At 71.0% G+C, this 23,677-nt stretch carries 24 protein-coding genes; 16 read left to right on the plus strand and 8 right to left on the minus strand.

Annotation, left to right across the window (positions count from 1 at the left end):
- Nucleotides 1–87: 87 nt before the first annotated feature.
- Nucleotides 88–498, minus strand: coding sequence for an ATP-binding protein (locus tag F9C41_RS25150; RefSeq protein ID WP_230689999.1), 411 nt, complete (start codon nt 496–498; stop codon nt 88–90).
- A gap of 174 nt (nt 499–672) precedes the next feature.
- Complete coding sequence (locus F9C41_RS25155) at nt 673–849, minus strand: CsbD family protein (protein ID WP_155389311.1); 177 nt, start codon at nt 847–849, stop codon at nt 673–675.
- A gap of 301 nt (nt 850–1,150) precedes the next feature.
- Here F9C41_RS25155 and F9C41_RS25160 point away from each other — a divergent pair, with 301 nt between their 5' ends.
- From F9C41_RS25160 to F9C41_RS25190, 7 genes are read left to right on the plus strand one after another with little or no spacing between them, the layout of a single operon-like run.
- Nucleotides 1,151–1,996 (plus strand): STAS domain-containing protein, encoded by an 846-nt coding sequence (locus tag F9C41_RS25160; RefSeq protein ID WP_155389470.1) that lies wholly within the window; start codon nt 1,151–1,153, stop codon nt 1,994–1,996.
- Nucleotides 1,996–2,406, plus strand: coding sequence for an STAS domain-containing protein (locus F9C41_RS25165; RefSeq protein WP_230690000.1), 411 nt, complete (start codon nt 1,996–1,998; stop codon nt 2,404–2,406). Before F9C41_RS25160 ends, F9C41_RS25165 begins: the two co-directional genes overlap by 1 nt.
- On the plus strand, nt 2,403–2,819 hold the full coding sequence (locus F9C41_RS25170; RefSeq protein ID WP_155389312.1) for an ATP-binding protein: 417 nt from the start codon (nt 2,403–2,405) through the stop codon (nt 2,817–2,819). Before F9C41_RS25165 ends, F9C41_RS25170 begins: the two co-directional genes overlap by 4 nt.
- Entirely contained in the window at nt 2,807–3,820 is a 1,014-nt protein-coding gene (locus F9C41_RS25175; RefSeq protein ID WP_230690001.1) for a SpoIIE family protein phosphatase, read from the plus strand. Before F9C41_RS25170 ends, F9C41_RS25175 begins: the two co-directional genes overlap by 13 nt.
- Entirely contained in the window at nt 3,817–5,145 is a 1,329-nt protein-coding gene (locus tag F9C41_RS25180) for a sensor histidine kinase (protein ID WP_155389313.1), read from the plus strand. The genes F9C41_RS25175 and F9C41_RS25180 overlap by 4 nt, the downstream gene beginning before the upstream one ends.
- Nucleotides 5,142–6,689 (plus strand): fused response regulator/phosphatase, encoded by a 1,548-nt coding sequence (locus F9C41_RS25185; RefSeq protein WP_155389314.1) that lies wholly within the window; start codon nt 5,142–5,144, stop codon nt 6,687–6,689. Before F9C41_RS25180 ends, F9C41_RS25185 begins: the two co-directional genes overlap by 4 nt.
- 12 nt (nt 6,690–6,701) lie before the next feature.
- Nucleotides 6,702–7,037, plus strand: a complete 336-nt coding sequence (locus F9C41_RS25190; RefSeq protein WP_155389315.1) for an STAS domain-containing protein — start codon at nt 6,702–6,704, stop codon at nt 7,035–7,037.
- Between the two features lie 15 nt (nt 7,038–7,052).
- On the opposite strand, the gene F9C41_RS25195 is transcribed toward F9C41_RS25190, so the two are convergent.
- Nucleotides 7,053–8,216 (minus strand): hypothetical protein, encoded by a 1,164-nt coding sequence (locus F9C41_RS25195; RefSeq protein ID WP_155389316.1) that lies wholly within the window; start codon nt 8,214–8,216, stop codon nt 7,053–7,055.
- 129 nt (nt 8,217–8,345) lie between these two features.
- Here F9C41_RS25195 and F9C41_RS25200 point away from each other — a divergent pair, with 129 nt between their 5' ends.
- Complete coding sequence (locus F9C41_RS25200; RefSeq protein WP_155389317.1) at nt 8,346–8,870, plus strand: GNAT family N-acetyltransferase; 525 nt, start codon at nt 8,346–8,348, stop codon at nt 8,868–8,870.
- A gap of 205 nt (nt 8,871–9,075) precedes the next feature.
- Nucleotides 9,076–9,597 carry a hypothetical protein gene (locus F9C41_RS25205; protein WP_155389318.1) on the plus strand — a complete coding sequence of 174 codons (522 nt, stop codon included), beginning with the start codon at nt 9,076–9,078 and terminating at the stop codon, nt 9,595–9,597.
- On the opposite strand, the gene F9C41_RS25210 is transcribed toward F9C41_RS25205, so the two are convergent.
- Nucleotides 9,576–10,298, minus strand: a complete 723-nt coding sequence (locus F9C41_RS25210; protein ID WP_155389319.1) for a TetR/AcrR family transcriptional regulator — start codon at nt 10,296–10,298, stop codon at nt 9,576–9,578. The two genes, F9C41_RS25205 and F9C41_RS25210, sit on opposite strands and share 22 nt — an antisense overlap.
- Before the next feature lie 90 nt (nt 10,299–10,388).
- Here F9C41_RS25210 and F9C41_RS25215 point away from each other — a divergent pair, with 90 nt between their 5' ends.
- The 3 genes from F9C41_RS25215 (at nt 10,389) to F9C41_RS25225 (ending at nt 12,770) form a co-directional block, all read left to right on the plus strand.
- Nucleotides 10,389–11,864, plus strand: coding sequence for a DHA2 family efflux MFS transporter permease subunit (locus F9C41_RS25215; protein ID WP_155389320.1), 1,476 nt, complete (start codon nt 10,389–10,391; stop codon nt 11,862–11,864).
- Nucleotides 11,865–12,152: 288 nt separating this feature from the next.
- Complete coding sequence (locus F9C41_RS25220; RefSeq protein WP_155389321.1) at nt 12,153–12,545, plus strand: hypothetical protein; 393 nt, start codon at nt 12,153–12,155, stop codon at nt 12,543–12,545.
- Nucleotides 12,546–12,590: 45 nt separating this feature from the next.
- Nucleotides 12,591–12,770 carry a hypothetical protein gene (locus tag F9C41_RS25225; protein WP_155389322.1) on the plus strand — a complete coding sequence of 60 codons (180 nt, stop codon included), beginning with the start codon at nt 12,591–12,593 and terminating at the stop codon, nt 12,768–12,770.
- A gap of 49 nt (nt 12,771–12,819) precedes the next feature.
- On the opposite strand, the gene F9C41_RS25230 is transcribed toward F9C41_RS25225, so the two are convergent.
- Nucleotides 12,820–13,908 (minus strand): hypothetical protein, encoded by a 1,089-nt coding sequence (locus F9C41_RS25230; protein WP_155389323.1) that lies wholly within the window; start codon nt 13,906–13,908, stop codon nt 12,820–12,822.
- A 180-nt stretch (nt 13,909–14,088) separates the two neighbouring features.
- Here F9C41_RS25230 and F9C41_RS25235 point away from each other — a divergent pair, with 180 nt between their 5' ends.
- On the plus strand, nt 14,089–16,104 hold the full coding sequence (locus tag F9C41_RS25235) for a cellulose binding domain-containing protein (protein WP_155389324.1): 2,016 nt from the start codon (nt 14,089–14,091) through the stop codon (nt 16,102–16,104).
- Between the two features lie 85 nt (nt 16,105–16,189).
- The gene (locus F9C41_RS25240) at nt 16,190–16,753 is read left to right on the plus strand and encodes a YdeI/OmpD-associated family protein (RefSeq protein WP_155389325.1); all 564 of its coding nucleotides are present in this window, start codon (nt 16,190–16,192) and stop codon (nt 16,751–16,753) included.
- A 14-nt stretch (nt 16,754–16,767) separates the two neighbouring features.
- Here F9C41_RS25240 and F9C41_RS25245 read toward each other — a convergent pair whose 3' ends face one another.
- Nucleotides 16,768–17,835 (minus strand): DUF2855 family protein, encoded by a 1,068-nt coding sequence (locus F9C41_RS25245; RefSeq protein ID WP_155389326.1) that lies wholly within the window; start codon nt 17,833–17,835, stop codon nt 16,768–16,770.
- A 101-nt stretch (nt 17,836–17,936) separates the two neighbouring features.
- On the opposite strand from F9C41_RS25245, the gene F9C41_RS25250 reads away from it, so the two are divergent.
- Entirely contained in the window at nt 17,937–18,440 is a 504-nt protein-coding gene (locus F9C41_RS25250) for a GNAT family N-acetyltransferase (RefSeq protein ID WP_155389327.1), read from the plus strand.
- Nucleotides 18,441–18,446: 6 nt separating this feature from the next.
- Here F9C41_RS25250 and F9C41_RS25255 read toward each other — a convergent pair whose 3' ends face one another.
- Nucleotides 18,447–19,475 carry a LacI family DNA-binding transcriptional regulator gene (locus tag F9C41_RS25255; protein ID WP_155389328.1) on the minus strand — a complete coding sequence of 343 codons (1,029 nt, stop codon included), beginning with the start codon at nt 19,473–19,475 and terminating at the stop codon, nt 18,447–18,449.
- A 275-nt stretch (nt 19,476–19,750) separates the two neighbouring features.
- On the opposite strand from F9C41_RS25255, the gene F9C41_RS25260 reads away from it, so the two are divergent.
- The gene (locus F9C41_RS25260; protein ID WP_155389329.1) at nt 19,751–22,495 is read left to right on the plus strand and encodes a beta-L-arabinofuranosidase domain-containing protein; all 2,745 of its coding nucleotides are present in this window, start codon (nt 19,751–19,753) and stop codon (nt 22,493–22,495) included.
- Nucleotides 22,496–22,622: 127 nt separating this feature from the next.
- Here F9C41_RS25260 and F9C41_RS25265 read toward each other — a convergent pair whose 3' ends face one another.
- A complete protein-coding gene (locus F9C41_RS25265; protein WP_155389330.1) occupies nt 22,623–23,639 on the minus strand; it encodes a LacI family DNA-binding transcriptional regulator in 1,017 nt (338 codons plus the stop codon).
- Nucleotides 23,640–23,677 lie beyond the last annotated feature (38 nt).

Genomic DNA, 23,677 nt, shown 5'->3' on the forward strand with positions numbered 1-23,677 from the left:
CCCGGACGACCCTCTATCCCGGCCGACCCCCTAAAAGTGTCTTGGGTCGGGACGCGCGCCCCGACCCAAGACCCTTTTTCTGCGCGATCAGCGGTTGAACACCAGCCGCCACACGGTATGGCCGGGACGGCTGTAATAGAGGAACTCGTCGCTGACTTCGCCGGTGATGTACAGCCCCCAGCCACCCGACGCCGTGGGTCGCGCGGCGGGCGTCGCGGTCGTCCCGCGGAACGTGCCGCCGTCGGTCAGCTCGCTGATGACCGTGTCACCGTCGGCCCACACCCGCACGACGCCACCGCCGGTGGTGTGCCGGAGCGTATTGGTGACCAGTTCGCTCATCGCCAGCTTGAGCGCGGGGATGCGGCCCGCGGCGAGCCCGGAGGCGTGGGCGTGCGTGCCGACGAACTCCCGTACCGCCGCGAGGTCGTCGGCAGTGGTGAACGAGATCGTCGCCGCGCCCGACGGTGGCTGCGCGAACGGTCTGATTGCCTGGCGCAAGACTCCTCCGCGGGCCCGAGGTGGATGTTCGAGGTGAGCTGATGGGCCTCGGTGGCGCGCGCATCGCCCGCCGCCGGTGGCGGTGACGCAGAGAGTGCCACAGCCGGGGCCGGCGTGGCACTCTCGCATCAGTGTCTACGGGACTTGACGACGATCATGCCCGCATGGCCGCCGTCACCTGTTGGTGGCGTCCTCCGCCGCGTCCTTGACGTTCTCGGCCGCCTGCTTGGCCTTGGCCGTGGCCTGCTCGGCCAGACCCTTCGCCTCCAGGCTCTCGTTGCCGGTCAGGTCGCCCACGACCTCCTTGGCCTTGCCCTTGAGCTCTTCGGCCTTGTTCGAGATGTCGCCCATCGGTCTTCCCTTCTCGACGGCGGCCCCACCGACCACCTGCCACTGACTGCCCCGCCCGGCAGCGGTCGAAACCGTGGCACCGGTATCAGGCCACGACTGCCCGGTGGCAAGCCGGTCGCCCCGGAAACCCATTGCCGAACGCGCATGATTTCGCCGGGCCGAGCCGGGTACACGGCCACCCTGCGGGGACCGCATCCGAGCACTTCCCACCTCCCCTCGCAGCACCTGGCCTGCCCGAACAGCGGTGGTACAGTTCGCACCCGGCCGGGCCGACCAAACATATAAATGGCAGAGGATGACAATGGCGCTGAAAGCAGAGCAAAGCGAGCGACTCGGCAAGCTGTTGTCGGAGCGTTCGGAGAAGATCTCCAAGCGCTGGGCAGAGGTCGCGGCCGCGCCGTTGAAGGGCCGACTGACCGTCGCGGAGTCCGGCCGCCAGACGACCGAGTTGCAGGTGCAGCTGCAGAAGTCGCTCAGCGACGGCGCCACCCATCTCGACGGACCGCATACCGCGGAGTTGCGTGCGGTGCTCACCGAGCTTTCGCGCGGCCGCGCGCGTCAGGGCTTCACCGCTACCGAGACCACCACGAGCATCTTCGCCCTCAAGACCGCGCTCTACGAGATCGGCGAGGTGGAGAAGGGCGACGAGAAGGCGTTGCGCGACTATGTGGCCTGGTCGGCGTTCATCGACGAGCTGGGCCTGTTCACCTTCGAAGCCTTCTCCCGCGCCCGCGAGCACATCATCACCGAGCAGAGCGAGCAGCTGCTGGAGTTGTCCACCCCGGTCGTGAAGCTCTGGGAGGGCGTGGTCGCCGTCCCGCTGGTGGGCACCCTGGACTCCGCACGGGCGCAGGTCGTGATGGAACGGCTCCTGCAGGCGCTGGTCGACACCGGTTCGCCGTACGCGATCATCGACATCACCGGTGTGCCGGCGGTCGACACCCAGGTCGCGCAGCATGTCCTCAAGACGGTCATGGCGGCGCGGCTGATGGGCGCGGAGTGCATCATCTCCGGCATTCGCCCGCAGATCGCGCAGACCATCGTGGCGCTGGGCATCGAGTTCGGCGACATCGCCACGAAAGCCACCCTGGCCGACGCGCTGCGGCACGCGATCCGGCGCGGCACCGCCGGCAAGCGGGAGGCGTGATGGAACGGGTGCCGATCCTCAAAATCGGTTCGGTGCTGCTGGTCTCCATCCAGGTCGACATGCAGGACCAGATGGCGCTGCAGCTGCAGGAGGACCTCGGCCAGCGCATCGTCGACACCGGCTGCAAGGGTGTCATCATCGACATCACCGGCTTGGACATCGTCGATTCCTTCGTCGGGCGCACCCTGTCGACGATCGCCTCGATCTCGAAGGTGCTGGACGCCGAGACGATCGTCGTCGGGATGCGGCCCGCGGTCGCCATCACCCTGGTGGAACTGGGTCTGTCCCTCAACGGGATCCGCACCGCGCTCAACGTCGAACGCGGCCTCGAACTGCTGGCCAGAAACGCCGAACCGGACACCATCGACGATCTCTACCTCCTCGGCAATCCTGAGACGACCTCGCCGTGACGGGAAGCGAAGGCCTCGATCACCAGGTGCAGGCCATCGGCAACGACGAGGACGTCGTCCGGGTTCGCCAGCTGGTCCGCACCGTCGCGGTCGCGGCCAAGCTGTCGCTGGTCGATCAGACGAAGGTGGTCACCGCGGCCAGCGAACTGGCACGCAACACGCTCGTCTACGGCGGGGGCGGCGAGGCCGCCGTCTCCACCGTCGACAACGGGGTGCGGCGCGGAGTGCGAGTCGTTTTCAGTGACTCCGGCCCCGGTATCGCCGACATCGACCTGGCGCTGACCGACGGCTACACCAGCGGCGGCGGCCTCGGTCTCGGCCTCAGCGGAGCCCGGCGACTCGTGGACGAGTTCGAACTGGACACCGCGGTCGGCGCCGGAACCACCGTGGCGGTGGTCAAGTGGGCACGCTGAGCTCGCTGACCCCCACCGCAACATGGTTCCGGCTGGACGACGAGAGCTCCGTGGGGACGGTCCGGCGGTTCGCCGTGGAGCTGGCCAACGCCGTCGACCTCGGTGAGCGCAAAGCCGCCGACATCGCGATCATCGTCACCGAACTCGCTTCCAACCTGGTCAAACATGCCGAGGACGGGACGCTGCTGGTGCGTCCGGTCCGGCACGACGACAACGTCGGCGTCGAGATCGTCAGCATCGACTCGGCGCCCGGCATGGCCGACCTGGACGCCATGCGCGAGGACGGCCGCTCCACGACCGGCACCCTGGGCATAGGGCTGGGTGCCGTGTCCAGGCTCGCGCACCGGTCGGAGGGGTTCTCCGTGCCCGGACGCGGCTCGATCCTCACCGCCCAGCTGTGGCGCGAGGCGCAGCCGGCGCCGGCCTGGGCCGACGGGCTGACCCGTCCGCTGACCGGCGAGACCGTCAGCGGCGACTGCTACGCCGTGCGGACCGCCGGTGGCAGGCGGCAGGTCATGGTCTGCGACGGGCTCGGCCACGGCCCGCTCGCCGCGGCCGCCGCCCAGACCGCCTTCAACATCTTCCACACGGCACCCGACGAACCGCCCATGATGCTCGTGGAACGTATGCACCGCGGCATGTCCCACACCCGCGGCGCCGCGCTGACTGTCGCGGAGATCGACCCCGACGCCGCCGTCCTTCGCACGTGCGGCATGGGCAACGTCGCGGCCACCGTCCTCACCGGCGACGAGCGGCGCAGCACGGTGTCCATGCCCGGCATCGCCGGCCACGGACGGGCCGTCATCAAGCAGTTCGAGTACCCGTTCGGCGCGGAGTCGCTGCTGGTCATGCACTCCGACGGCGTCAGCGACAAGTGGAGCCTGCAGCACAGTCCGGGCCTGAGCACGCGGTCACCGCTGCTCATCGCCGCCACGGTGCTGCGCGACGCGGGCGTGCGCCGCGACGATGCCTGCGTGCTGGTGGCCAGGATCCGGCCATGACCGACATCATCCTGCTGCACCTGGTGCTACGCCGCGAGCAGGACGTCTTCGCCGTCAGGCAGCGCGGCCGCGAGGCCGCCGCGGCGCTGGGTCTGGAACACCAGGACCAGATCCGGCTCGCCACCGCCCTCAGTGACGTCGGCCGCCAGCTGCTGGCCAAGGCGGCCGGGGTGGAGGTCACCTTCCGGGTCCACGGGCAACCGGAGAATCTGCGCATCGACCTCGCCGTGCCCGGCTCGGTGGACCACCAGGCGCTGCGACCCGCGGGCCGCCTCGTCGATGTTTTGGAAGTCGCCGATGACGGGCATGAGACAGTGGTCATGCTGTCACGCCGCCTTCCCGCCCCGGACCTGCTCACCACAGACCAGGTCGAACGTGCTCGTCGCACGCTCGCCGCGTCCACCGTGGCCAGTCCGCTCGACGAGCTCGCCTCCCAGAACGAGCACCTGCTGTCGGCGCTGGAGGAAGCCCGTCAGCAACGGGACCGTCTCAAGGCGCTCAACGACGAGCTGGAGGAGACCAACCGCGGCGTGATGGCCCTCTACCTCCAGCTCAGCTCCGAACTCGAGGAGACCAACCGCGGCGTGGTGGCCCTGTACGCGGAACTGGACGAGAAGTCCGGGCAACTGCGCGCCGCCAGCGAAGCCAAGACACGCTTCCTGGCCAACGTCAGCCACGAGCTGCGCGCTCCGGTGACCGCGGTCATCGGGCTGATCAGGCTGCTGTCCGACCCGGCCTCCGACCCGCTCACCGCCGCCCAGGCCGAGCAGATCGCGCTGATGCGCGGCTCGGCTTCCGACCTGCTGTCGCTGGTCAACGATCTGCTCGACCTGGCCAAGGCGGAGTCGGGCCACCTCGAGCCCGGGTGGGCGCTGGTCGATCTCAGCCAGTTGTTCAAACAGTTGCGCGGCACCCTCAGAGCGGTATTGACCAATCCCGACGTCGAGCTGATCGTGAACACCCCCGACGACGGCGCATGGATCGAGTCGGACGAGGCGCTGCTGACCCAGGTGCTGCGCAACCTGCTGCACAACGCGGTCAAGTTCACCGAGCAGGGTCAGGTGACCATGCACGCCCGCTGCGACGGCCGCCGTTGGACGATCACCGTCGCCGACACCGGCATCGGCATCCACGCCGCCCAGCACGAACGCATCTTCGAGGAGTTCGTCCAGCTCCCCGGCCGCCAGAAGGTCCACGGCACGGGGCTCGGGCTGCCGTACGCCCGCCGCCTCGTCGGCATCCTCGGCGGCGACATGACCATGGTCAGCGAGCCGGGCAGGGGGAGTACGTTCACCGTCACCCTGCCGGTCGCGAGAGTTTCATGACCGCCCCCGCCGAAACGACCATCCTCGTGGTCGACGACCGCGCTCCCAAGCGCTACCTGCTCAAGAACTGGCTCACCCGCGCCGGATTCGTGGTCACCGAAGCCGAGGACGGCCACGAGGCCCTCGAGAAGGTCCAGCAGCGCCCCTTCGACATGGTCGTGCTGGACGTCAAACTGCCCGACATGAGCGGGCTGGACGTGTGCCGGCAGATCAAGGCCGACCCCGGCACCGCCAGCACCCCCGTCATCCACGTCTCCGCGCACGCCGTCGACGCCGCCGACCGCACCCTGGGGCTGGTCGGGGGCGCCGACGCCTACCTCGTCGAACCGATCGACCCGCACGAGCTGGTGGCCACGGTGCAGGCCGTGCTGCGCTACTACCAGGCCCGCCGCAAGGCCGAACAGCTCGCCGACGGCCTGGCCCGGCTCGCCGAGACGACGCTCGCGGTCACCATGGCACGCGACTTCACCGAACTGCTCGGCCAAGCCGCCGTGGGCGCGGTCCGCCTCTTCGGCGCGGCCGCCGCCGTCGCCACCGAAACGCTCGACACGGGCTGGTCCGTGGCCCTGGCGACCGCCTCCGACAACATCACGGTCACCGGCTGGGAGCCGCCCGACGACGACGTACCGATCGGATCCCGCATGCTCGGCGCTCAGGCCGCGCACTGGCGGCTGCCCGCGGGCTGGCCCGATTCCGGCGACATCACCGTCACCACCGCACGGCTGCGCGCCGACCGGCCGCCGCTCTACCTGTTCACGTCCGCCCCCGCCGACGAGGACCAGGCCCGGCTGCTGACGCAGCTGACCCAGGCGCTCGGCGCGGCGGCCGAGGCCCAGCGGGCGCAGGACCAGGACCACCGGATCGCGGTCACGCTGCAGCGCAGCCTGCTGCCGCGGCACCTGCCCGCCGTGCCCGGAATCGACCTCGCCGTGCGCTACGAGCCCGCCAGCACGCAGGCCGAGATCGGCGGCGACTTCTACGAGCTGTCCATACTCGACGACCAGCTGCTCATCGCCATCGGCGACGTCGTCGGGCACTCCCTGCACGCCGCGACCGTGATGGCCGAGATCCGCCATGCGTTGCGCGCGTATGCCATCGAGGGCCACTCCCCCGGCCGCATCGTCACCCTCGTCGACGAGCTGATGGTCCGGCTGCTGCCCGGGGAGATGGCGACTCTCTGCCTGCTGCTCCTCGATCCACGGACCGGCCGTGCCCGCCTGGCCAACGCCGGCCACCTGCCGCCACTGCTCATCGTCGACGGAGAGGTCAGCGAGATCTGGCACCGCGCGCCACTGCTCGGGATCAACCACCCCCGGTCAGACGACCTGGAGTTCGTCATCCCCGACGGCGGCACCCTGCTGCTCTACACCGACGGGCTCATCGAGCGCCGCGACATCACGATCCGTGACGGCATAGCCGACCTCAGCCGCGTCGCCGGGACCGTGGACGCCGACCTCGACCGCTACTGCGACCGGCTGCTCCAGCAGCTGACCAACCCACCCCACGCCGACGACGTCGCCGTTGTGGCCGTCAGACGTCTGTGATTGGCTTCCTCCATGGATCGAGCCAGCAATCCGCCGCAGGCCACACATGACTTGGAGGTCCTGGCCGACCGTGTCCGGGTCACCCTGGCCGGAGAGTTCGATCTGGCGAACGAGCAGGAGCTGACCCGCTGGCTCGCCGACGCGATCCAGGCCGGTCCAGGACGTGCCGTGGAGGTCGGCATGCACGACGTCACCTTCATCGACTCCAGCGGCATCCGGGTGCTGCTCCAGGCACATGCCATGGCGGTGCGGCACGGCGGGACGTTCCGGCTCACCAGTGCCTCCGGCACGGTCAGAGAGGTCCTCGAGATCGTCGCCGTGTACGACTTCCTGACCACCGGCGCCTAGCGCGGCGAGGTCGCCTCAGGCGGAGTACGCGCTCAGCGCCGGATGGCTGTCGGGCAGCCCGTACCAGCGCAGCAGCTCGGTCACCTCGTCGGGCTCGGCGATCAGCGCGTCCGGGTGGCGGACCAGGTGGTCGACGAGCCAGCGCTGCGCGGGCGTGAGATCGGCGTACCCCAGCGGGCTGGTCCGCGCGTCGTCCCCGAACGCCAGGTAGAAGGCCTCGCCCAGGCGCTCGGCCCACGGGCCGTGGAGCCGTCCGGTCACCTCGGACCGGACCAGCGCCGCGCGCGCGTCGGCGGCACCCAGATCGCCGAGGTGCTCCAGCAGCCGCACCGACCACTCGGCCCGGGTCAGCCCCCAAGGCGCGAGCACGGGCTCGTCCGGGCCGAGGCCGCCGCTCGCCCGCGCGCGCAGCACGGCACGCGGCTCCTCGGGCACGGTCGCGCCCGCGGTCAGCGTCCACGCCACCGCGGCCGCCCAGCACACCTCCTCGTCGGCGTCGTGCACCATGCTCGCGATCACTGCCGACTCGGGCACGGGCCCGCGAGCGGCCAGGCCGGCCGCGAGCAGCGCGGTCACCCGCACGTCGCGCCGCCAACCGTGGCGCCCGGCCACGGCGAGCAGCGGCACGACGGTGTCCCGCGCCGCTTCCGGGAACCAGGCCAGCAGGTATGCCGCCGCCTCGATGAGATCGCCGTCGGTGTCGTCGAGCAGGGTCACGATCCGCGGCAGCTCGGCCCGGACCGCGTCGTACGCCCGCAGCTCGTCGGCCTCGCCCGGGATCGGCGGTTCGTCGGCCGCACGGCCGCTCCACTCGCTGTAGAGCAGGTGCCAGGACTCGTCCACCGCGTCCGGCGAGGGCCGCAGCCGCTCGATCGGGAAGCCCGTCACCAGGTAGGGGTGGTCCGAGCCGATCGCCTGGGCGGTCAGCAGGTCGACGATCGCGGCCCGGTCGAACGTCGCCGGGTCGACGGCCAGGTCGGTGAGGAACGGCACCGTGTAGACGTCCGCTTCGTAGCGCCTGCCCTCGTGCAGCAGGCTGCTCCAGAGTTCGTCGCGGGCGTCGCCGCGCACCTGCGGGTCGTCGGCGCGCAGCGCGGCGATGAAAGCGGGGATCTCCTCGGCCGTGCCGAAGGCGTGCGTGAGCCCGCCCCAGCCGACGGTGTCGAGCTTTTCCAGCATCCTTCGATGATGCCCACTTTCTGCGACATCAATCGGCCAATTTGTGCGACCGAAGGCACCGAGGTCAGCGGCGATCATCCCAGCGGGACCGCGCGGCCACGGCCCGCTCCCATTTGCGATCATGGGCGGATGACCGTCAGCACCAGGCTCGTGACCCTCGACGACGTACCCGCTGTCAGCGCCCTCTACCTGGCGAACCTTGAGTTCCTGCGCCCGTTCGAGCCGGTGCGGGCTTCAGGGTACTTCGAACCCTCGGGCCAGCGCGAGGTGATCGGCACCGCGCTGGAACGGCACGCGCGCGGCGAGTGCGTGCCGCACGTGATCCTGCTCGACGACCGCATCGTCGGCCGGATCAACCTCAACGACATCGTGCGCGGCCCGTTCCTGAACAGCCACCTCGGCTACTGGGTGAGCCAGGACGTCAACGGCAGGGGCGTCGCCTCCGCGGCGGTGACGCGCATGATCCAGGTGGCGTTCGAGGAGCAGGGCCTGCACCGCATCCAGGCGGGCACGCTGCGGCACAACATCGCCTCGCAGAAGGTGCTGGCACGCCATGGTTTCGTCCAGTTCGGCCTGGCGGAGAAGTACCTGCAGATCGCCGGGGTCTGGCAGGACCACATCCTGTTCCAGCTGCTCGCCCATGACAGGCCGTGAGGCGTGTCGATGTTTCGAAAATGATTGATGTATCGCGCCCGTGACACCCGACCTCCCGGACCGCCGAAACCGGGAGGGCGGGCGCGACCGCGCGGACGTCGACCTGCCCTCGGGATGATCGGCCGCTGACAAGGTCGGCGGTTGCCGATACAGTCCCTTCGCCGCCGGACGAGGACTCACCGTCGCGCGGTGAAAGGAGCCGACGATGTCCGACCCGACGACCGAGGGATACACGGTCACCGCCGCCGAGATCGAGGGTATGGTGCGCAACCTCTGCGCGTACGCGTTGAGCGAGCCCGACCCGCTGCAGCGCTACGCCGACCTCACCCACCAGCAGGTCCTGTTCGACGGCATCGTCGCGGCGATCCAGCGGGCGCGCGGCCGGGCCGTGGCCGACCTCGTGGTCTCCGGCATGCCGGTGGACCAGGTGGCCGCGAAGACCAACCTCGCAACCGTGCCGCGGGTGCGCAAGCTGATCAGCCTGGCCGGGGAGACCGAGCGGGTGAAGGCCGCCGCCGCGGCCGCCAAGCCCAGGAAGGCGAAGGGCACGCCCGAGGCCGAGACGGCGCCGCCGCCCGCGCCTGAGCCGGTGCCGGTCGCCGTGACCGGCAAACGCATGCTGACGCCCGCCGAACGCGAGGCGCTGGGGCTGCCCCCCGCGGCACCGCAGCCGAGCAGCCGCCCGCCGAAGCGCCGCCGCTCGGCTCAGTCGGCCGCGGGCAGGTAGCGGTCGAGGCCCCTGATCAGCAGCTCCAGCCCGAACTCGAACCGCACCTCGCCGTCCCCCTGCACCAGCACGTCGGCGTACCGGTTCAGGTAGGGGAAGCGGTCCGGGGGCAGCGTGCGGTAGTAGTCGTGCACCTGGCCGAAGAAGTCGGCGACGAACTCGTCGACCGGCTTGCCGCTGGCCCGCTGCCGACTCTGGTAGAGCGAGCCCTCGTAGGCGTCGGCGCTGATGTACAGCGCGATCCGGTCCACCGCCCAGGCCGCCTGCTGTGGCGGCACGCCGCCGCTGATCAGCACGCCGAGCATGGCTTCGGCCACCTTCACCGAGTTCGGGCCGGTCGGCACGTTGGCGAGGCTGACCCGGGCGATGTCGCTGTGCGCGCCGAGCACCCGGTAGGACTCCCGGGCGATCTCCAGGATCTGCTCACGCCAGCGGGCCGGGTCCGGCTCGGGTAGCTCGATCTCGCCCAGCACCCGGTCATATGCCAGTTCCAGCAGCTCATCCTTGTTCGCCACGTGCGCGTACAGCGATGCGGCTCCGGTGTTCAGCTCCTCGGCGACGCGGCGCATGCTCACCGCGTCCAGGCCCTCGCGGTCCAGCAGGGCCAGCGCTGCGTCCACGATCGCGTCCCGGCTGAGCGGCTTGCGGGCCGGGGTGCTGCGGCGCTGAGCACGCCAGGGCGGGGCCGGGATCTCGGACATGGCGCCCATCGTACTTGACGCGAACGCCGTTCGGTCTGTAGAACGTTGTTCGTTAAACGAACACCGTTCGCCCGATCTCGGAGGCTCCCCGTGACCACCGTCCTGCCCGACACCGCCCCACCCGATACCCAGCCCGCGGCGTACCGCTGGCGCTGGGCAGCCCTGTTCGTCATCCTCGCCGCCGAGGTGATGGACCTGCTCGACGCGCTGGTCACCACCATCGCGGGCCCCTCGATCCAGGCCGAGCTGGGCGGCTCCGAGAGCCTGATCCAATGGCTCGGCGCCGGCTACACCCTGGCCATGGCGGTCGGGCTGATCACCGGCGGCCGCCTCGGCGACCTCTACGGCCGCAAGCGCATGTTCATGATCGGCGCGGCCGGCTTCGTCGTCGCGTCGGCGCTGTGCGCCGCGGCCACCACACCCGAGCTGCTCATCGGCGCTCGCGTGCTGCAGGGCCTGCTCGGCGCCGTGCTGCTCCCGCAGGGCCTCGGCATGATCAAGGAGATGTTCCCGCCCAAGGAGGCAGGTGCCGCCTTCGGCGCATTCGGGCCGGTCATGGGCCTGTCCGCGGTCGGCGGCCCGATCCTGGCGGGCTGGCTGGTCGACGCCGACCTGCTCGGCACCGGCTGGCGCATGATCTTCCTGATCAACCTGCCGCTGGGCCTGCTCGCCCTGTTCGGCGCGGCCAAGTTCCTGCCCGAGTCGCGCTCCGCGCACGCCTCCCGGCTCGACCTGGGCGGGGTCGCGCTGGTCAGCGCGGGCGCGCTGCTGCTGCTATACCCCCTGGTCCAGGGCCGTGAGCTGGGCTGGCCCGCCTGGACCTTCGTCATGATGGCCGCCAGCCTGCCGGTTTTCCTCCTGTTCGGCCGCCAGCAGGCCGCCCGTCGTCGCGGCGGTGGCGACCCGCTCGTCGAGCCGTCCCTGTTCCGACGCCGCGCCTTCACCGGCGGCCTGGTCGCCGGGCTCGCCTTCTTCGCCGGCATGATCGGCTTCGGCCTGGCCTTCAGCCTGTACGTCCAGCTGGGCCTGGGATACAGCCCGCTCAAGGCCGGTCTGGCCAGCGTGCCGCAGTCGCTCGGCATCGTCGTCGGGTTCGGCATCGCCGGCGGCGCGGGCCTGACCCGCAAGCTCGGCCGCCGTCTGCTGCACCTGGGCCTGGCCGTGATGGCGGCCGCCACGATCGGCTTCGTGATCACCCTCGACCAGGCCGGGGTCGGCGTCACCCCGTGGCAGCTGGCTCCCGCGCTCGGCGTGTTCGGCGTCGGCATGGGCCTGGTGATGGCGCCGTTCTTCGACATCATCCTGGCCGGGGTGCAGCCGCACGAGACCGGTTCGGCCTCGGGCACCTTCACCGCGGTGCAGCAGCTCGGCGGCGCGGTCGGCATCGCCCTGCTCGGCACGCTGTTCTTCAACACGGTCAGCTTCGGCCCGCTCGGCCCCGACCCCGCCTCCTTCGGCGACGCGATGCGCCTGGTGCTCTGGGTCGAGGTCGCGCTGCTGGCCGTCACGTTCCTGGCCGCATTCCTGCTCCCCCGCCAGGCCCGCGAGGAGGAACACGCCCACTGACGGCCCAGACCGTGGAACGAGCAACGGAAGGCGGACCGGCCGTCGCGAGCGCGACCTGGCCCACGCCGCCGACCGCCCCCGGCGACGGCAGCGGCCAGCGCGCCGCCCGCCCACCCGCCGCGCCGCCGGACGACTCCCGGCGGCGCGGCGGCGCCTCCGCCCTCGCGAGCGGTCACGGCGGCGCGCAGCCCCGTCACGCTGGTCTCATCACGCCACACCAGCCGCTAAATCCCGGGCCATCTGACGACGCCGCCTGACCCGGCGACCGATCTGCCCCACGATGGAGGCATGACCGATGAGCCCGGCACGACCGCCGACGAGCCTGTCGCGGCACGCCCTGCGAGAACTGCCGACGAGCCTGTCGCGGCAAGCCCTGCCAGGCGCGACCCGTCCGGCAGGTTCGCTCTCGCACTGGTCGGGGCCTTCCTGGCCGGTTCCTGCCTGACCGGATGCGTCGGCGCGGCCCTCGTCGCGGCGGCCCACGCCGTGCGCCACGAGCGCATGGAGGACGGCTGGCACCGTGACCGCGACCGGTGGCACGAGCGTCCCGAGTGGTACGACCGCGACCGGCATTTCCCGCCGGCGCCACCGGCCCCGGTGCCGCCCGCAGTGCCGCCCAGGCCGCCTGCGGTGACGCCCGCGCCGCCGGCCGTGCCGACGCCGTCGCCGTCCAGAACCTGAGTCCGGGGGCTGCACGGCCGGCCTCCATATGAGACAGTGCCGGACATGCAGACCTTCACCTCCCGGGCGCTCGTCGCGCTGTCGATCGTCTACGGCGCCACCATCGCCATCCTGGCGATCACCGGCTCCGACCACGTGGGCAAGTTCGCCGCCATCGGCGGTATCACCATCGGCGTGCTCTGGGCGCTGCGAGCAGTGCTGGGCTCAGGGTCGAATCAGGAGTAGGCAATCCGTCCGGTGGCGGGGCGGCCCGCCACCGGACGGCCCGCGGAGTTCAGACCCGCGAGCTGTAGCTGATGAAGAACTCCGGGGTCACCGGCGCGCCCGTGGCGCTCCAGCAGATCACGTTGCGGACGATCACGACGCCGCCGGAGAGCAGCCAGACGTTCTGCAGGTTGCAGTAGCTCGCGCCGCTGCGGTGTCCGCTGACCTGCACGTGCCCCTCGCGGAACCCGACCTTGTGGAACTCGACGTACTGCAGACCCGGACCGACCGGGGTCGAGGTATTGACCGAGCCGACCGAGTTGTAGCTGGACGGGCCGGGGAACCCGGGTGTCCACAGGTAGCCGAAGTACTTCGGCGGGTTGAACGACCCGTAGACCGAGCGGGCGCGGTGGTAGGTCAGGTCGAACCAGCTGTCGGCGGGCGCTCCGACGTGGTCGTAGCAGCGCACGACGATGTCCAGCCCGGCCCCGCCGGGGATCCAGTTGTCAATCTTGCAGCGGCGCGGGCTGTTCGGGTGCTGGGCGGTCACCTGCAGGTTGCCGTCGTACAGTCCGGTGCTGACGCCGGGCAGGTAGACCTTGTAGACACCGGTGCCGATCCCGCCGTGGGTGACCGTGTTGACTCCCCCGACCGGGTTGTACGACGTGTTGGTGCCGCCGGTGGACTTGCCCTGCACATAGGCGTACGTGCCGGGTCCCGCGAGCAGGCCGGAGCTGGTCGAGTACATGACCGTGAACGCCGACCAGTCCGGGGTGATCACCGCGCCGGTGTACTTGTAGCACTGCACCTCGACGATCTGGTCGGCCCCGGCGGCGTAGTAGTTCCAGACCTGGCACCAGCGCGGGTCACCGGCGACGGCGGTGACGTGGGCGACGCCGTTGGCCGAGGCGATGCTCGGGAACTTCACCCGGTAGCGGCCGACCACCAGCGGGCTGACCGTGCTGTTGGGGATGTTGTCGCTCTTCCACTGCCGGGTCGGGTCCATCAGGTAGGCGGCCGGTGGGACGGGGTTGTCCATGAAGGCGAACGCCCAGCGGTCGGGTGTGGCAGCGTGCGCGGCCGGGGCTTGCACGACGCCTGCGGCACCGGCCGCCGTGACGGCGGCCAGCAGCGCCACGAGGGCGCGACGGAGTTTCACGGGGGTACCTCCGACTAGGTGAGACAGGGTCCCGTCAATCTAGGGCACCCATCGCCATCGTTCGATGCAGCGACGTTGATCTGCCAGCGGAACCGTCCGGGCCGCACGGTTGACATCGATCGATGGGCGTACGACTCTTGGGAGCGCTTCCAATCACCACTCCCGAAAGGAGGTCCGACGATGAGAAAGAGCCGCATCGCCCTGCTGGCGTTCACGCTGGCAGCGGCAACCCTCACCGTCCCGACCCCGGCCACCGCCGACCCCGCCGTCTCCGTGACCGTCAACGCCCGCGCCGGGCTGGAGACGGTCGGCGACGCCGCGATCGGCGTCAACCACGCCGTCTGGGACTCGCAACTGGGCACCAACGCGGTCGCCGACCTGCTCAAGAACGCCGGGGTGCAGACCATGCGCTACCCCGGCGGGTCCTACTCGGACATCTACCACTGGAAGGACAACACCGCGCCCGGCGGCTACGTCGCCCCCGACACCGACTTCGACCACTTCATGTCCGGCGTGCAGCGGGCCGGGGCGCAGGCCATGGTGATCGCCAACTACGGCACCGGCACGCCGCAGGAGGCGGCCGACTGGGTGCGCTACGCCAACGTCGAGAAGAACTACGGCGTGAAGTACTGGGAGATCGGCAACGAGCTCTACGGCAACGGCCACTACGGCGCGAACTGGGAGGCCGACGACCACGCCGACAAGAGCCCGGCCGGCTACGCCACCGTCGCCAAGCGGTACGCCGAGGCGATGAAGGCCGTCGACCCCACCGTCAAGATCGGCATCGTGCTCACCACGCCGGGCAACTGGCCCGACGGCATCGTCGGCGGCGGCGACGCCGGAACGTGGAACCAGGTCGTGCTGTCCATCGCGGGCCCGTCCGTCGACTTCGCCATCCTGCACTGGTATCCGGGCGGCTCCTCGTCGGCCGAGGCGCTGTCCAAGACCGCGCAGGTGACCGACGCGGTCTGGCTGGCCCGCCGGCAGATCGACCGGTACGCGGGGAAGAACCTCGGCATCGCGCTCACCGAGATCAACACCGGTTACGGCCAGAACACCCAGCCCGGCGCGCTGTTCGCCGCCGATGCCTACGCGAGCCTGCTCGCCGCGGGCGTGTTCAACATCGACTGGTGGAACGTGCACAACGGCATCGGCACCGTGTCCACGGTCGCCGGGCACACCGACTACGGCGACTTCGGCCTGCTCTCCAGCGCCTCCTGCAACGCCGACGGCACCGTCTGCGAACCCCCGATGAACACCCCGTTCGCGCCGTATTTCGGGCTGGCCATGACCTCGCGCTTCGTCAAGACCGGTGACCAGCTCATCCGTGCGGGCACCACTGACCCGGCGATCCGTGCGCACGCCGCCCGGCGCGCCAACGGCGATCTCGCGGTGCTGCTCGCCAACACCGACGAAGCCGCGAGCAAGCAGGTCAGCCTGAGCTACGCCGGATACTCCCCCGCCGCGACCGCCCAGGTGCACACCTTCGGCAACGGCGACACCGCGATCACGACGGGTTCCGGCAGTGCCACCTCGGTGACGCTCGCCCCGAACTCGCTGACGACGCTGGTCCTGCGTCCGGCGGGCTCGACAGCCCGTCCTGCGACGCCCGGCCGACCGGTCGCCTCCGCCGTCACGGCCGGCGACGTCACGCTCACCTGGCCCGCCGGGGCCGCCGGGCTCAAGTACGAGATCCACCGGCAGCTCGGCACGATCAGCGAGCAGTGGGGCGAGACCACGGGAACCACGTTCACCGTGCACAACCTTGCGCCCGGCACCCGCTACACGGCCAACGTCATCGCGCGGGACGGCTCCGGCCGGGTGTCCTGGGCGTCACCGCCGGTGACCTTCCAGACCGGCACGCCCACCGCCGCACCGTGCGCGGTCACCCTGACCGACGCCAGCAACTGGGGCAACGGGTACGTCGGCAGCATCGACATCACGAACACCGGCACCAACCCGGTGGACACGTGGACCCTGGCGTTCAGCTGGCCGACCGCCTGGCAGCAGCTCGGCAGCGGCTGGAACGGCACCTGGACGCAGACCGGTTCGGCGGTCACCGTGTCCAACGCCGACTTCAACAAGGTCATCGCGCCGGGCGCCACCGTGAACGTCGGCTACGTCGGCAACTACCAGGGACCGAACGTCCTCCCGCCGCTGTTCAAGCTCAACGGCAACCTCTGCACGACGCGCTGATCCGAGCCTCCGGCCGGTCCGACCTGGACCGGCCGGAGGCCGGCGTCTCGATCGCGTGTCGGCGGCAGCGCCTACAGTCGCCGGTGTGGAGATCCTGAGTTTCGAGCACCCGGACCAGTGGGAGGCCTGGCTGGCCGAGCACCACGCCAGCCCCGACGGCGCGTGGCTGAAGGTCCGCAAGAAGAACTCACGGCAGCCCGCGATCAGCGTGACCGAGGCCGCCGACGTGGCCCACTGCTACGGCTGGATCGACAGCGTCCGCAAGGCCCTCGACGCCGACCACTTCCTGCAGCGATACTCCCGCCGCCGGCCCAAGGGCTCGTGGTCGAAGGTCAACGTGGAGCGCGTGGAGGCGCTCATGGCACAGGGGCGGGTGCGCGCGCCGGGGTTGGCCGAGGTCGAGGCCGCCAAGGCAGACGGGCGCTGGGACGCCGCATACGTCAAGCAGAGCGACGCGACCGTCCCTGCGGACCTGGCCGCGGCGCTGGCGGCGGATCGGGCGGCCGGGGACTTCTTCGCCCAGCTCGGCAAGACCGACCAATACCTGGTGATGCTCCCGCTGCTCAAGGCCGCGAATCCCGAGACCCGCACGGCCCGCCTCGGCAAGGCGATCGCAGACCTCGCCGCCGGCAGGCGCCCGCGTCCCTGAGCACATGCCCCGTATCAGACCGCGATGATGTGGCCGACGCGCGGCGGGGTCGTGCCGGCGAGCATGCCGAGCCAGGCTTCGCGCAGCCCGTCCGGGCCGTGGCTGACCGTGATGTCGACCCAGCGTTCGGCCACGGCGGCGAAGCGGTGCCAGGACTCGGCGAGCCGTCGGTCCAGCTCCGGGCGGCCCCAGTCGACCGTGCGTTTGCGGAGCTGGTCCGGGGCGAAGAACACCGCGGGCGCGTCGGTCGCCCGCTCCTGGTGGGTCAGGCCCACGGCGACGTCGTGGACGAGGCGGTCGCCGAGGTGGGCGCGCAGCGCGGCGCGGGTGGCCGGGTTCGCCGACAGGTCGAGGTATGCCGTCGGGGCGGTCGGGTCGAGTTCGCCGATCCCGTCGTACGGCAGCACGGCGTCGTAGCAGCCCAGCTCACGGGTGAACGCCACGTTGCCCGGCGAGGTGAGGCCGATCAGGCGCGGGCCCTTGCCCTGCAGCTCGAACGCGGCGGCGTACGCCGTCTTGCTCGACGCCGACGACAGCACCAGTGTGCCGGCCCCGTGGAAGCCGTTGTCCTGCAACCGGTCGGCGAGCATCGCCGAGGTCACGAACAGCGGCCGGAACAGGATCAGCAGGTCCTCCTGGTCCGCGTCGTACGCCGGGTCGCCGGTGGTCGCCGCGTACGCGTTGTAGGGCGACGGCAACTGTGCCCGGTGCGGGCTGGTGTCGCGGAAGCCGCGCTCGTCGACCCGGCCGGGTCGCACGACGAGGTGACCGGCGGGCGGCAGGTAGCCGTAGACCCGCTGCCCGACGGGGACCCCGTCCGCGCGCGACGCCACGACCTCGCTGAACCCCCACAGCGGCCCCAGGCCCCACCGCTCGTCGAGACCCGCGGCGGCGGCCGGGAAGAAGTCCCAGTAGCGGTACGCGTCGCCGAGTACGGCGTAGGTCACGTTGTTCGCGGTCATGCCGACCCGGTCCACCCGCAGCAGGGCTTCGCCGTCGGCGGGCTCCGGCGCCGGGTGCCGCACCAGGTTCGTGCGGGACAGGTCGTCACGTGCGATGGCGTGGGTCCACGATTCCGTCACGGCGTCACGGTAACCGATCCGTCGCGATTTCTGCACCCTCGGTGCATGAATATGGCGAAAGCAACTCGACCACCGCACCGGATCATCCTTAATCTGTGCTGGTGATCCGTTCTGCAGGTGTCGAGGATGCCGCCCCCATCGGCCGGATCAAGGTCCGCTCCTGGAACTCGGCGTATGCGGAGTTCATGCCCGCATCGCTGCTCGGCGCGCTCGACCCGGGCCGGGAAGCCGCGGACTGGGCCGCATACGTGACCGCCGTGCCGGACGGACACCGGTTGTGGGTGGCCGATGTGGACGGTTCCGTCGTCGGCTTCTGCCGCACGGGCCCGGCCGTCGACGATCCGGACCTCGGCCCGCACGCCGGTGAGGTGTACGGGCTGTACGTCGAACCCGACCACCTGGGCGCGGGGTTCGGCAGGCAGCTGTTCAGCCATGCCGTAGCCGATCTGCGGGCCCGGGGCCACCGGCCCGTCTGCGTGTACGCGTATCAGCCGAACGTCGGCGCGATCCGCTTCTACCAGCGCGCCGGCTTCGCCCTCGACGGCGTTACCCGCCTGGACGACGCGATCGGGGTGGTCGAGCTGCGGCTGGTCGACGGACGCTGAGCGCCTTCAGCGCGCGGGCGGTGGACCGCTGCTGGCCCGCACGACCAGCGACGGCGGCACCCGCGGGTGGCGCGGCACGCCCAGCGGCCGGTCGACGCCGAGCAGTTCCAGCAGCGCCGCCAGGCAGCGCCGGCCGACCTCGTCGAAGTCCTGCCGCACCGTGGTCAGCGGCGGCGACAGGTAGGCGGCCTCGGGGATGTCGTCGAACCCGACGACGCTCACGTCCTCCGGCACCCGCACGCCGCGCTCGTGCAGCGCCCGCAGCATGCCCAGCGCCTGCTGGTCGTTGGCGCAGAACACCGCGGTCACGTCGCCGCGCTCGGCCAGTTCACGGCCTGCCTCGTAACCCGACCGCGGGCTCCAGTCACCGGCGAGCACCGGCGGAACGCGCCGACCCGCCGCCTCCAGGCTCGCCCGCCAGCCATCGACCCGGTCCCGGGCCTCCAGCCAGTCCTTGGGCCCGGCCAGGTGCCACACCGTCTCGTGCCCCAGCTCCAGCAGGTGCTCGACGGCCAGTCGCGCGCCCGCGACCTGGTCGACGGAGATGGTCGGCAGGTCGCCGGCCATGTCCGACTCGACCACGACCGCCGGCACACCGGCCGGCAGGCTGCCCGCCGCCGCGGCGGCCGTCAGCAGCGGCGCGATGATCACCACGCCGGCCACGGACTGCTCGGCCAGCCGGTTCACCGCCTCGACCACGCCGCTGCGGTCGAGCCGCTCCAGGGCCACGATGCTGATGCCGTATCCGGCATGCCGGGCCGCCCGCTCGATCCCGAGCAGGGTGGCGGCGGGGCCGTGCAGGATGGTGTCGAAGCTGACCACGCCGATGACCCGCGAGCGCCGCCCGGCCAGCCCGCGGGCCAGCGCGTTCGGGCGGTAGTTGAGCTGCTGCACCGCGCGCAGCACCCGCTCGCGGGTCTCGTCGCGCACGCTCGGGTGATCGTTCAGCACCCGGGACACGGTCTGGTGGGACACGCCGGCAAGACGCGCGACATCCTTGATCACCGCTGCCCGGGCGGCCGGCTGCTGACTCATGGTGACCCCCTGTCGGCGCATCGTACCCCACCCACGATCTTCGGATTTCAGCCTCGAACCCCGCGCCCACCAGCAACCCGACGGAAACATTTTCGGAACGTCTTGACGCCCCGATTGTTATCGGTCACATTCATGGGGCGGGATCGAGGGCGCACGATGTAAACACGTCAACCTGCGCCGTAGTGGGCAGTTCTGCTGTCCCGCCAACGCGTCGCAGAGACGTCGTGTGATCGGTAACGCCACCTTGATCCCACCCCACCCTTCAAGGAGCTCCTATGTGGTCACCGTCCCTCAGCCGCCGTCGCCTGTTGCAGGCCGCCGGCGTCGCCACCGCGGCCACGGCCGCACCCGCCCTCGCCGCCACCGCAGCCGCCGCCGCGGCGCTCCCCCCGGCCCGCGCCGACATCGGGGTGTCGGCGTACGCCTTCGACCTCTCGCAGGTGCGCCTCACCACCGGCCGCTGGCTGGACAACCAGAACCGCACCCTGAGTTACCTGCGTGACGTCAACGTCGACCGGCTGCTCTACGTGTTCCGCGCCAACCACCGCCTGTCCACCAACGGGGCCGCGGCCACCGGTGGCTGGGAGGCCCCCACGTTCCCGTTCCGCAGCCACAGCCAGGGCCACTTCCTCACCGCGTGGGCGCAGGCCTGGGCCGTGCTCGGCGACACCACGTGCCGCGACAAGGCCAACCAGCTGGTCACCGCGCTGGCCGCGTGCCAGGCCAACAACGCCACGGCCGGGTTCACCGCCGGCTACCTGTCCGGCTTCCCCGAGTCCGACTTCACCGCCCTGGAAGCCCGCACCCTGAGCAACGGCAACGTGCCCTACTACGCCGTGCACAAGACCCTGGCCGGGTTGCTGGACGTGTGGCGGCTGATCGGCAGCACCCAGGCCCGCGACGTGCTGCTGAGCCTGGCCGGCTGGGTCGACTGGCGCACCGGCCGGCTCAGCAGCTCACAGATGCAGGCCATGCTGGGCACCGAGTTCGGCGGCATGAACGCCGTGCTGACCGACCTCTACCAGCAGACCGGCGACACCCGCTGGCTGACCGCTGCACAGCGCTTCGACCACGCCACGGTTTTCAACCCCCTGGCTTCGAACCAGGACCAGCTCAGCGGCCTGCACGCCAACACCCAGGTGCCCAAGTGGATCGGCGCGGCCCGCGAGTACAAGGCGACCGGCACCACCCGCTACCGCGACATCGCGGGCAACGCGTGGAACATCTGCGTCAACGCGCACACGTACGCCATCGGCGGCAACAGCCAGGCCGAGCACTTCCGCGCCCCCAACGCCATCGCCGCGTACCTCAACACCGACACGGCCGAGGCCTGCAACACGTACAACATGCTCAAGCTGACCCGCGAGCTGTGGCTGCTCAACCCCGACAACGCCGCGTACTTCGACTTCTACGAGCGCGCGCTGCTCAACCACCTCATCGGCCAGCAGAACCCGGCCGACGGCCACGGGCACTTCACGTACTTCACCCCGCTCAACCCCGGCGGCCGCCGCGGCGTCGGCCCGGCCTGGGGCGGCGGCACCTGGAGCACCGACTACACCACCTTCTGGTGCTGCCAGGGCACGGGCATCGAGACCAACACGAAGCTGGCCGACTCGATCTACTTCTACAACGGCACCACGCTCACCGTGAACCTGTACACGCCGTCGGTGCTGACCTGGACCTCCCGCGGGATCACGGTCACCCAGACCACCACGTACCCGGTAAGCGACACCACGACCCTCACGGTGACCGGCAGCGTGAGCGGATCGTGGTCGATGCGGCTGCGCATCCCCTCCTGGACCACCGGGGCCACCGTCAGCGTCAACGGCGCCGTCCAGAGCATCACCACGACGCCGGGCACGTACGCCACCCTGAGCCGGTCCTGGGCCTCTGGCGACGTCGTGACCGTCAAGCTGCCCATGCGGGTGGTCATGAAAGCGGCCAACGACAACGCCAACGTCTCCGCGGTCACCTACGGCCCGGTCGTGCTCGCCGGCAACTACGGCAGCACCTCGCTGTCCGCGCTGCCCAGCCTCACGACGAGCACGGTGACCCGCAGCAACACCAGCTCGCTGGCGTTCACCGCCACCGCCAACGGCGCGACGGTCAACCTCGCCCCGTTCTACGACGCGCACGGCTACAACTACACGGTCTACTGGAACGCCTCCGGGCAGGGCGGCACCACCGCCGGCGCCGTGTTCCGGCTGGCCAACGCGGCCAGCGCGCTGGTCCTCGGCGTGCAGAACATGTCCACCGCCGACGGCGGGCTCGCCGTGCAGTGGACCGACAGCGGCACCGCCGACCACAACTGGGAGCTGATCGTCGACGGCTCGGCGCTGCGGCTGCGCAACGCCAACAGCGGCAAGGTGCTCGGCGTGGAGAACATGTCCACCGCCGACAACGCCCGCGCGATGCAGTGGGCCGACAACGGCACCGCCGACCACCGCTGGACGGTCGTCGACAACGGCGACGGCTCCCACAAGCTGCGCAACGTGCACACCGGCAAGCTGCTGGCGATCCTCAGCGGCTCCACCGCCAACGGCGCGCAGGCCGTGCAGGACCCCGACAACGGCAGCGCCGACAATCTCTGGCGCTTCGTGCCCGAGGGCGCGCGCCGCATCCAGAACCTCGCCTCCGGCCTGGTCCTCGGCGTGCAGAACATGTCCACCGCCGACGGCGGCCTGGTGCTGCAGTGGGGCGACACCGGCACCGCCGACCACCTCTGGACCGCGGTCGTCGACACCGGCGGCTACCTGCGGTTGCGCAACGGCAACAGCGCCAAGGTGCTCGGCGTGGAGAACATGTCCACCGCAAGCGGAGCCCGGGTCATGCAGTGGGCCGACAACGGCACCGCCGACCACCGCTGGCGCCTGCGCCACGCCTCGAACGGCTGCTTCCGCATCCAATGCGCCGGCGGCGGCAAGGTCCTGGCCGTCACCGGCGCCTCGACGGCCCAAGGCGCCCAGATCGTCACCGCCGACGACGGCACCGCCGCCGACCGCCTCTGGCGGTTCCTCTGAGCCGATCCCGCCGCAAGATCGCTATTTCAGGTCAAGACCTCGGGGAGCACCGCAGATCTTGACCCGAAACAGCGATCTTGCGCAGGTCGGCCGCGGGCGGGCCGGTGGCCTAACTGGGGCGGGCGGGTCAGGCGGGCGGGCCGCTGCTGGCGCGGACCATGAGGGCCGGCGCGACGCGGGGGTGGGGTGGCGCGTCGGGGGCGTCCTGGGCGTCGAGGAGGTCCAGGAGGGCGGCGAGGCAGCGGCGGCCGACCTCGTCGAAGTCCTGGCGGACGGTGGTCAGCGGCGGGGACAGGTATTCCGCCTCGGGGATGTCGTCGAAGCCGACGATGCTGACGTCCTCCGGCACCCGGATGCCGCGTTCGTGCAGCGCCCGCAGCATGCCCAGGGCCTGCTGGTCGTTGGCGCAGAACACGGCCGTGACGTCGGAGCCGATCCGGTGCCCGGCCTCGTAGCCCGAGCGCGGGCTCCAGTCACCCACGATCGCCGCCGGAACCCGGCGTCCCGCGGCTTCGAGGGCCTGCCGCCAGCCGTCGACCCGGTCGCGGGCCTCCAGCCAGTCACGCGGGCCGGTCAGGTGCCACACGGTCTCATGTCCCAGGCCGAGCAGGTGTTCGACCGCGAGCCGGGCACCGGCGACCTGGTCCACGGAGATGGTCGGCAGATCCCCGGCGATGTCGGACTCGACCACCACGGCGGGCACGCCGGTCGGCAGGCTGTGCGCGGCGGCGGCGGCCGTCAGCAGCGGCGCGATGATGACGACACCGGCCACGGACTGCTCGGTGAGCCGGTTGACTGCCTCGGTGACACCGGCGCGGTCGAGTTTCTCCAGGGCGACGATGCTGATGCCGTATCCGGCGTGGCGGGCGGCCCGTTCGACGCCGAGCAGGGTGGCTGCGGGGCCGTAGAGGATGGTGTCGAAGCTGACCACGCCGATGACGCGTGAGCGCCGCCCGGCCAGGCCGCGGGCCAGCGCGTTGGGCCGGTAGTTGAGCTGCTTGACCGCCACCAGCACCCGCTCACGGGTCTCGTCGCGCACGCTCGGGTGGTTGTTGAGCACCCGGGACACCGTCTGGTGCGACACCCCGGCGAGGCGGGCTACATCGTTCATCACCGCCGCGCGGGCGGCCGGCTGCTGACTCATGGCGACTCCCCTGACGGCACATCGTATCGCATGTTGAT

The organism is Catellatospora paridis (genome assembly GCF_009720365.1).
Lineage (GTDB): Bacteria > Actinomycetota > Actinomycetes > Mycobacteriales > Micromonosporaceae > Catellatospora > Catellatospora paridis.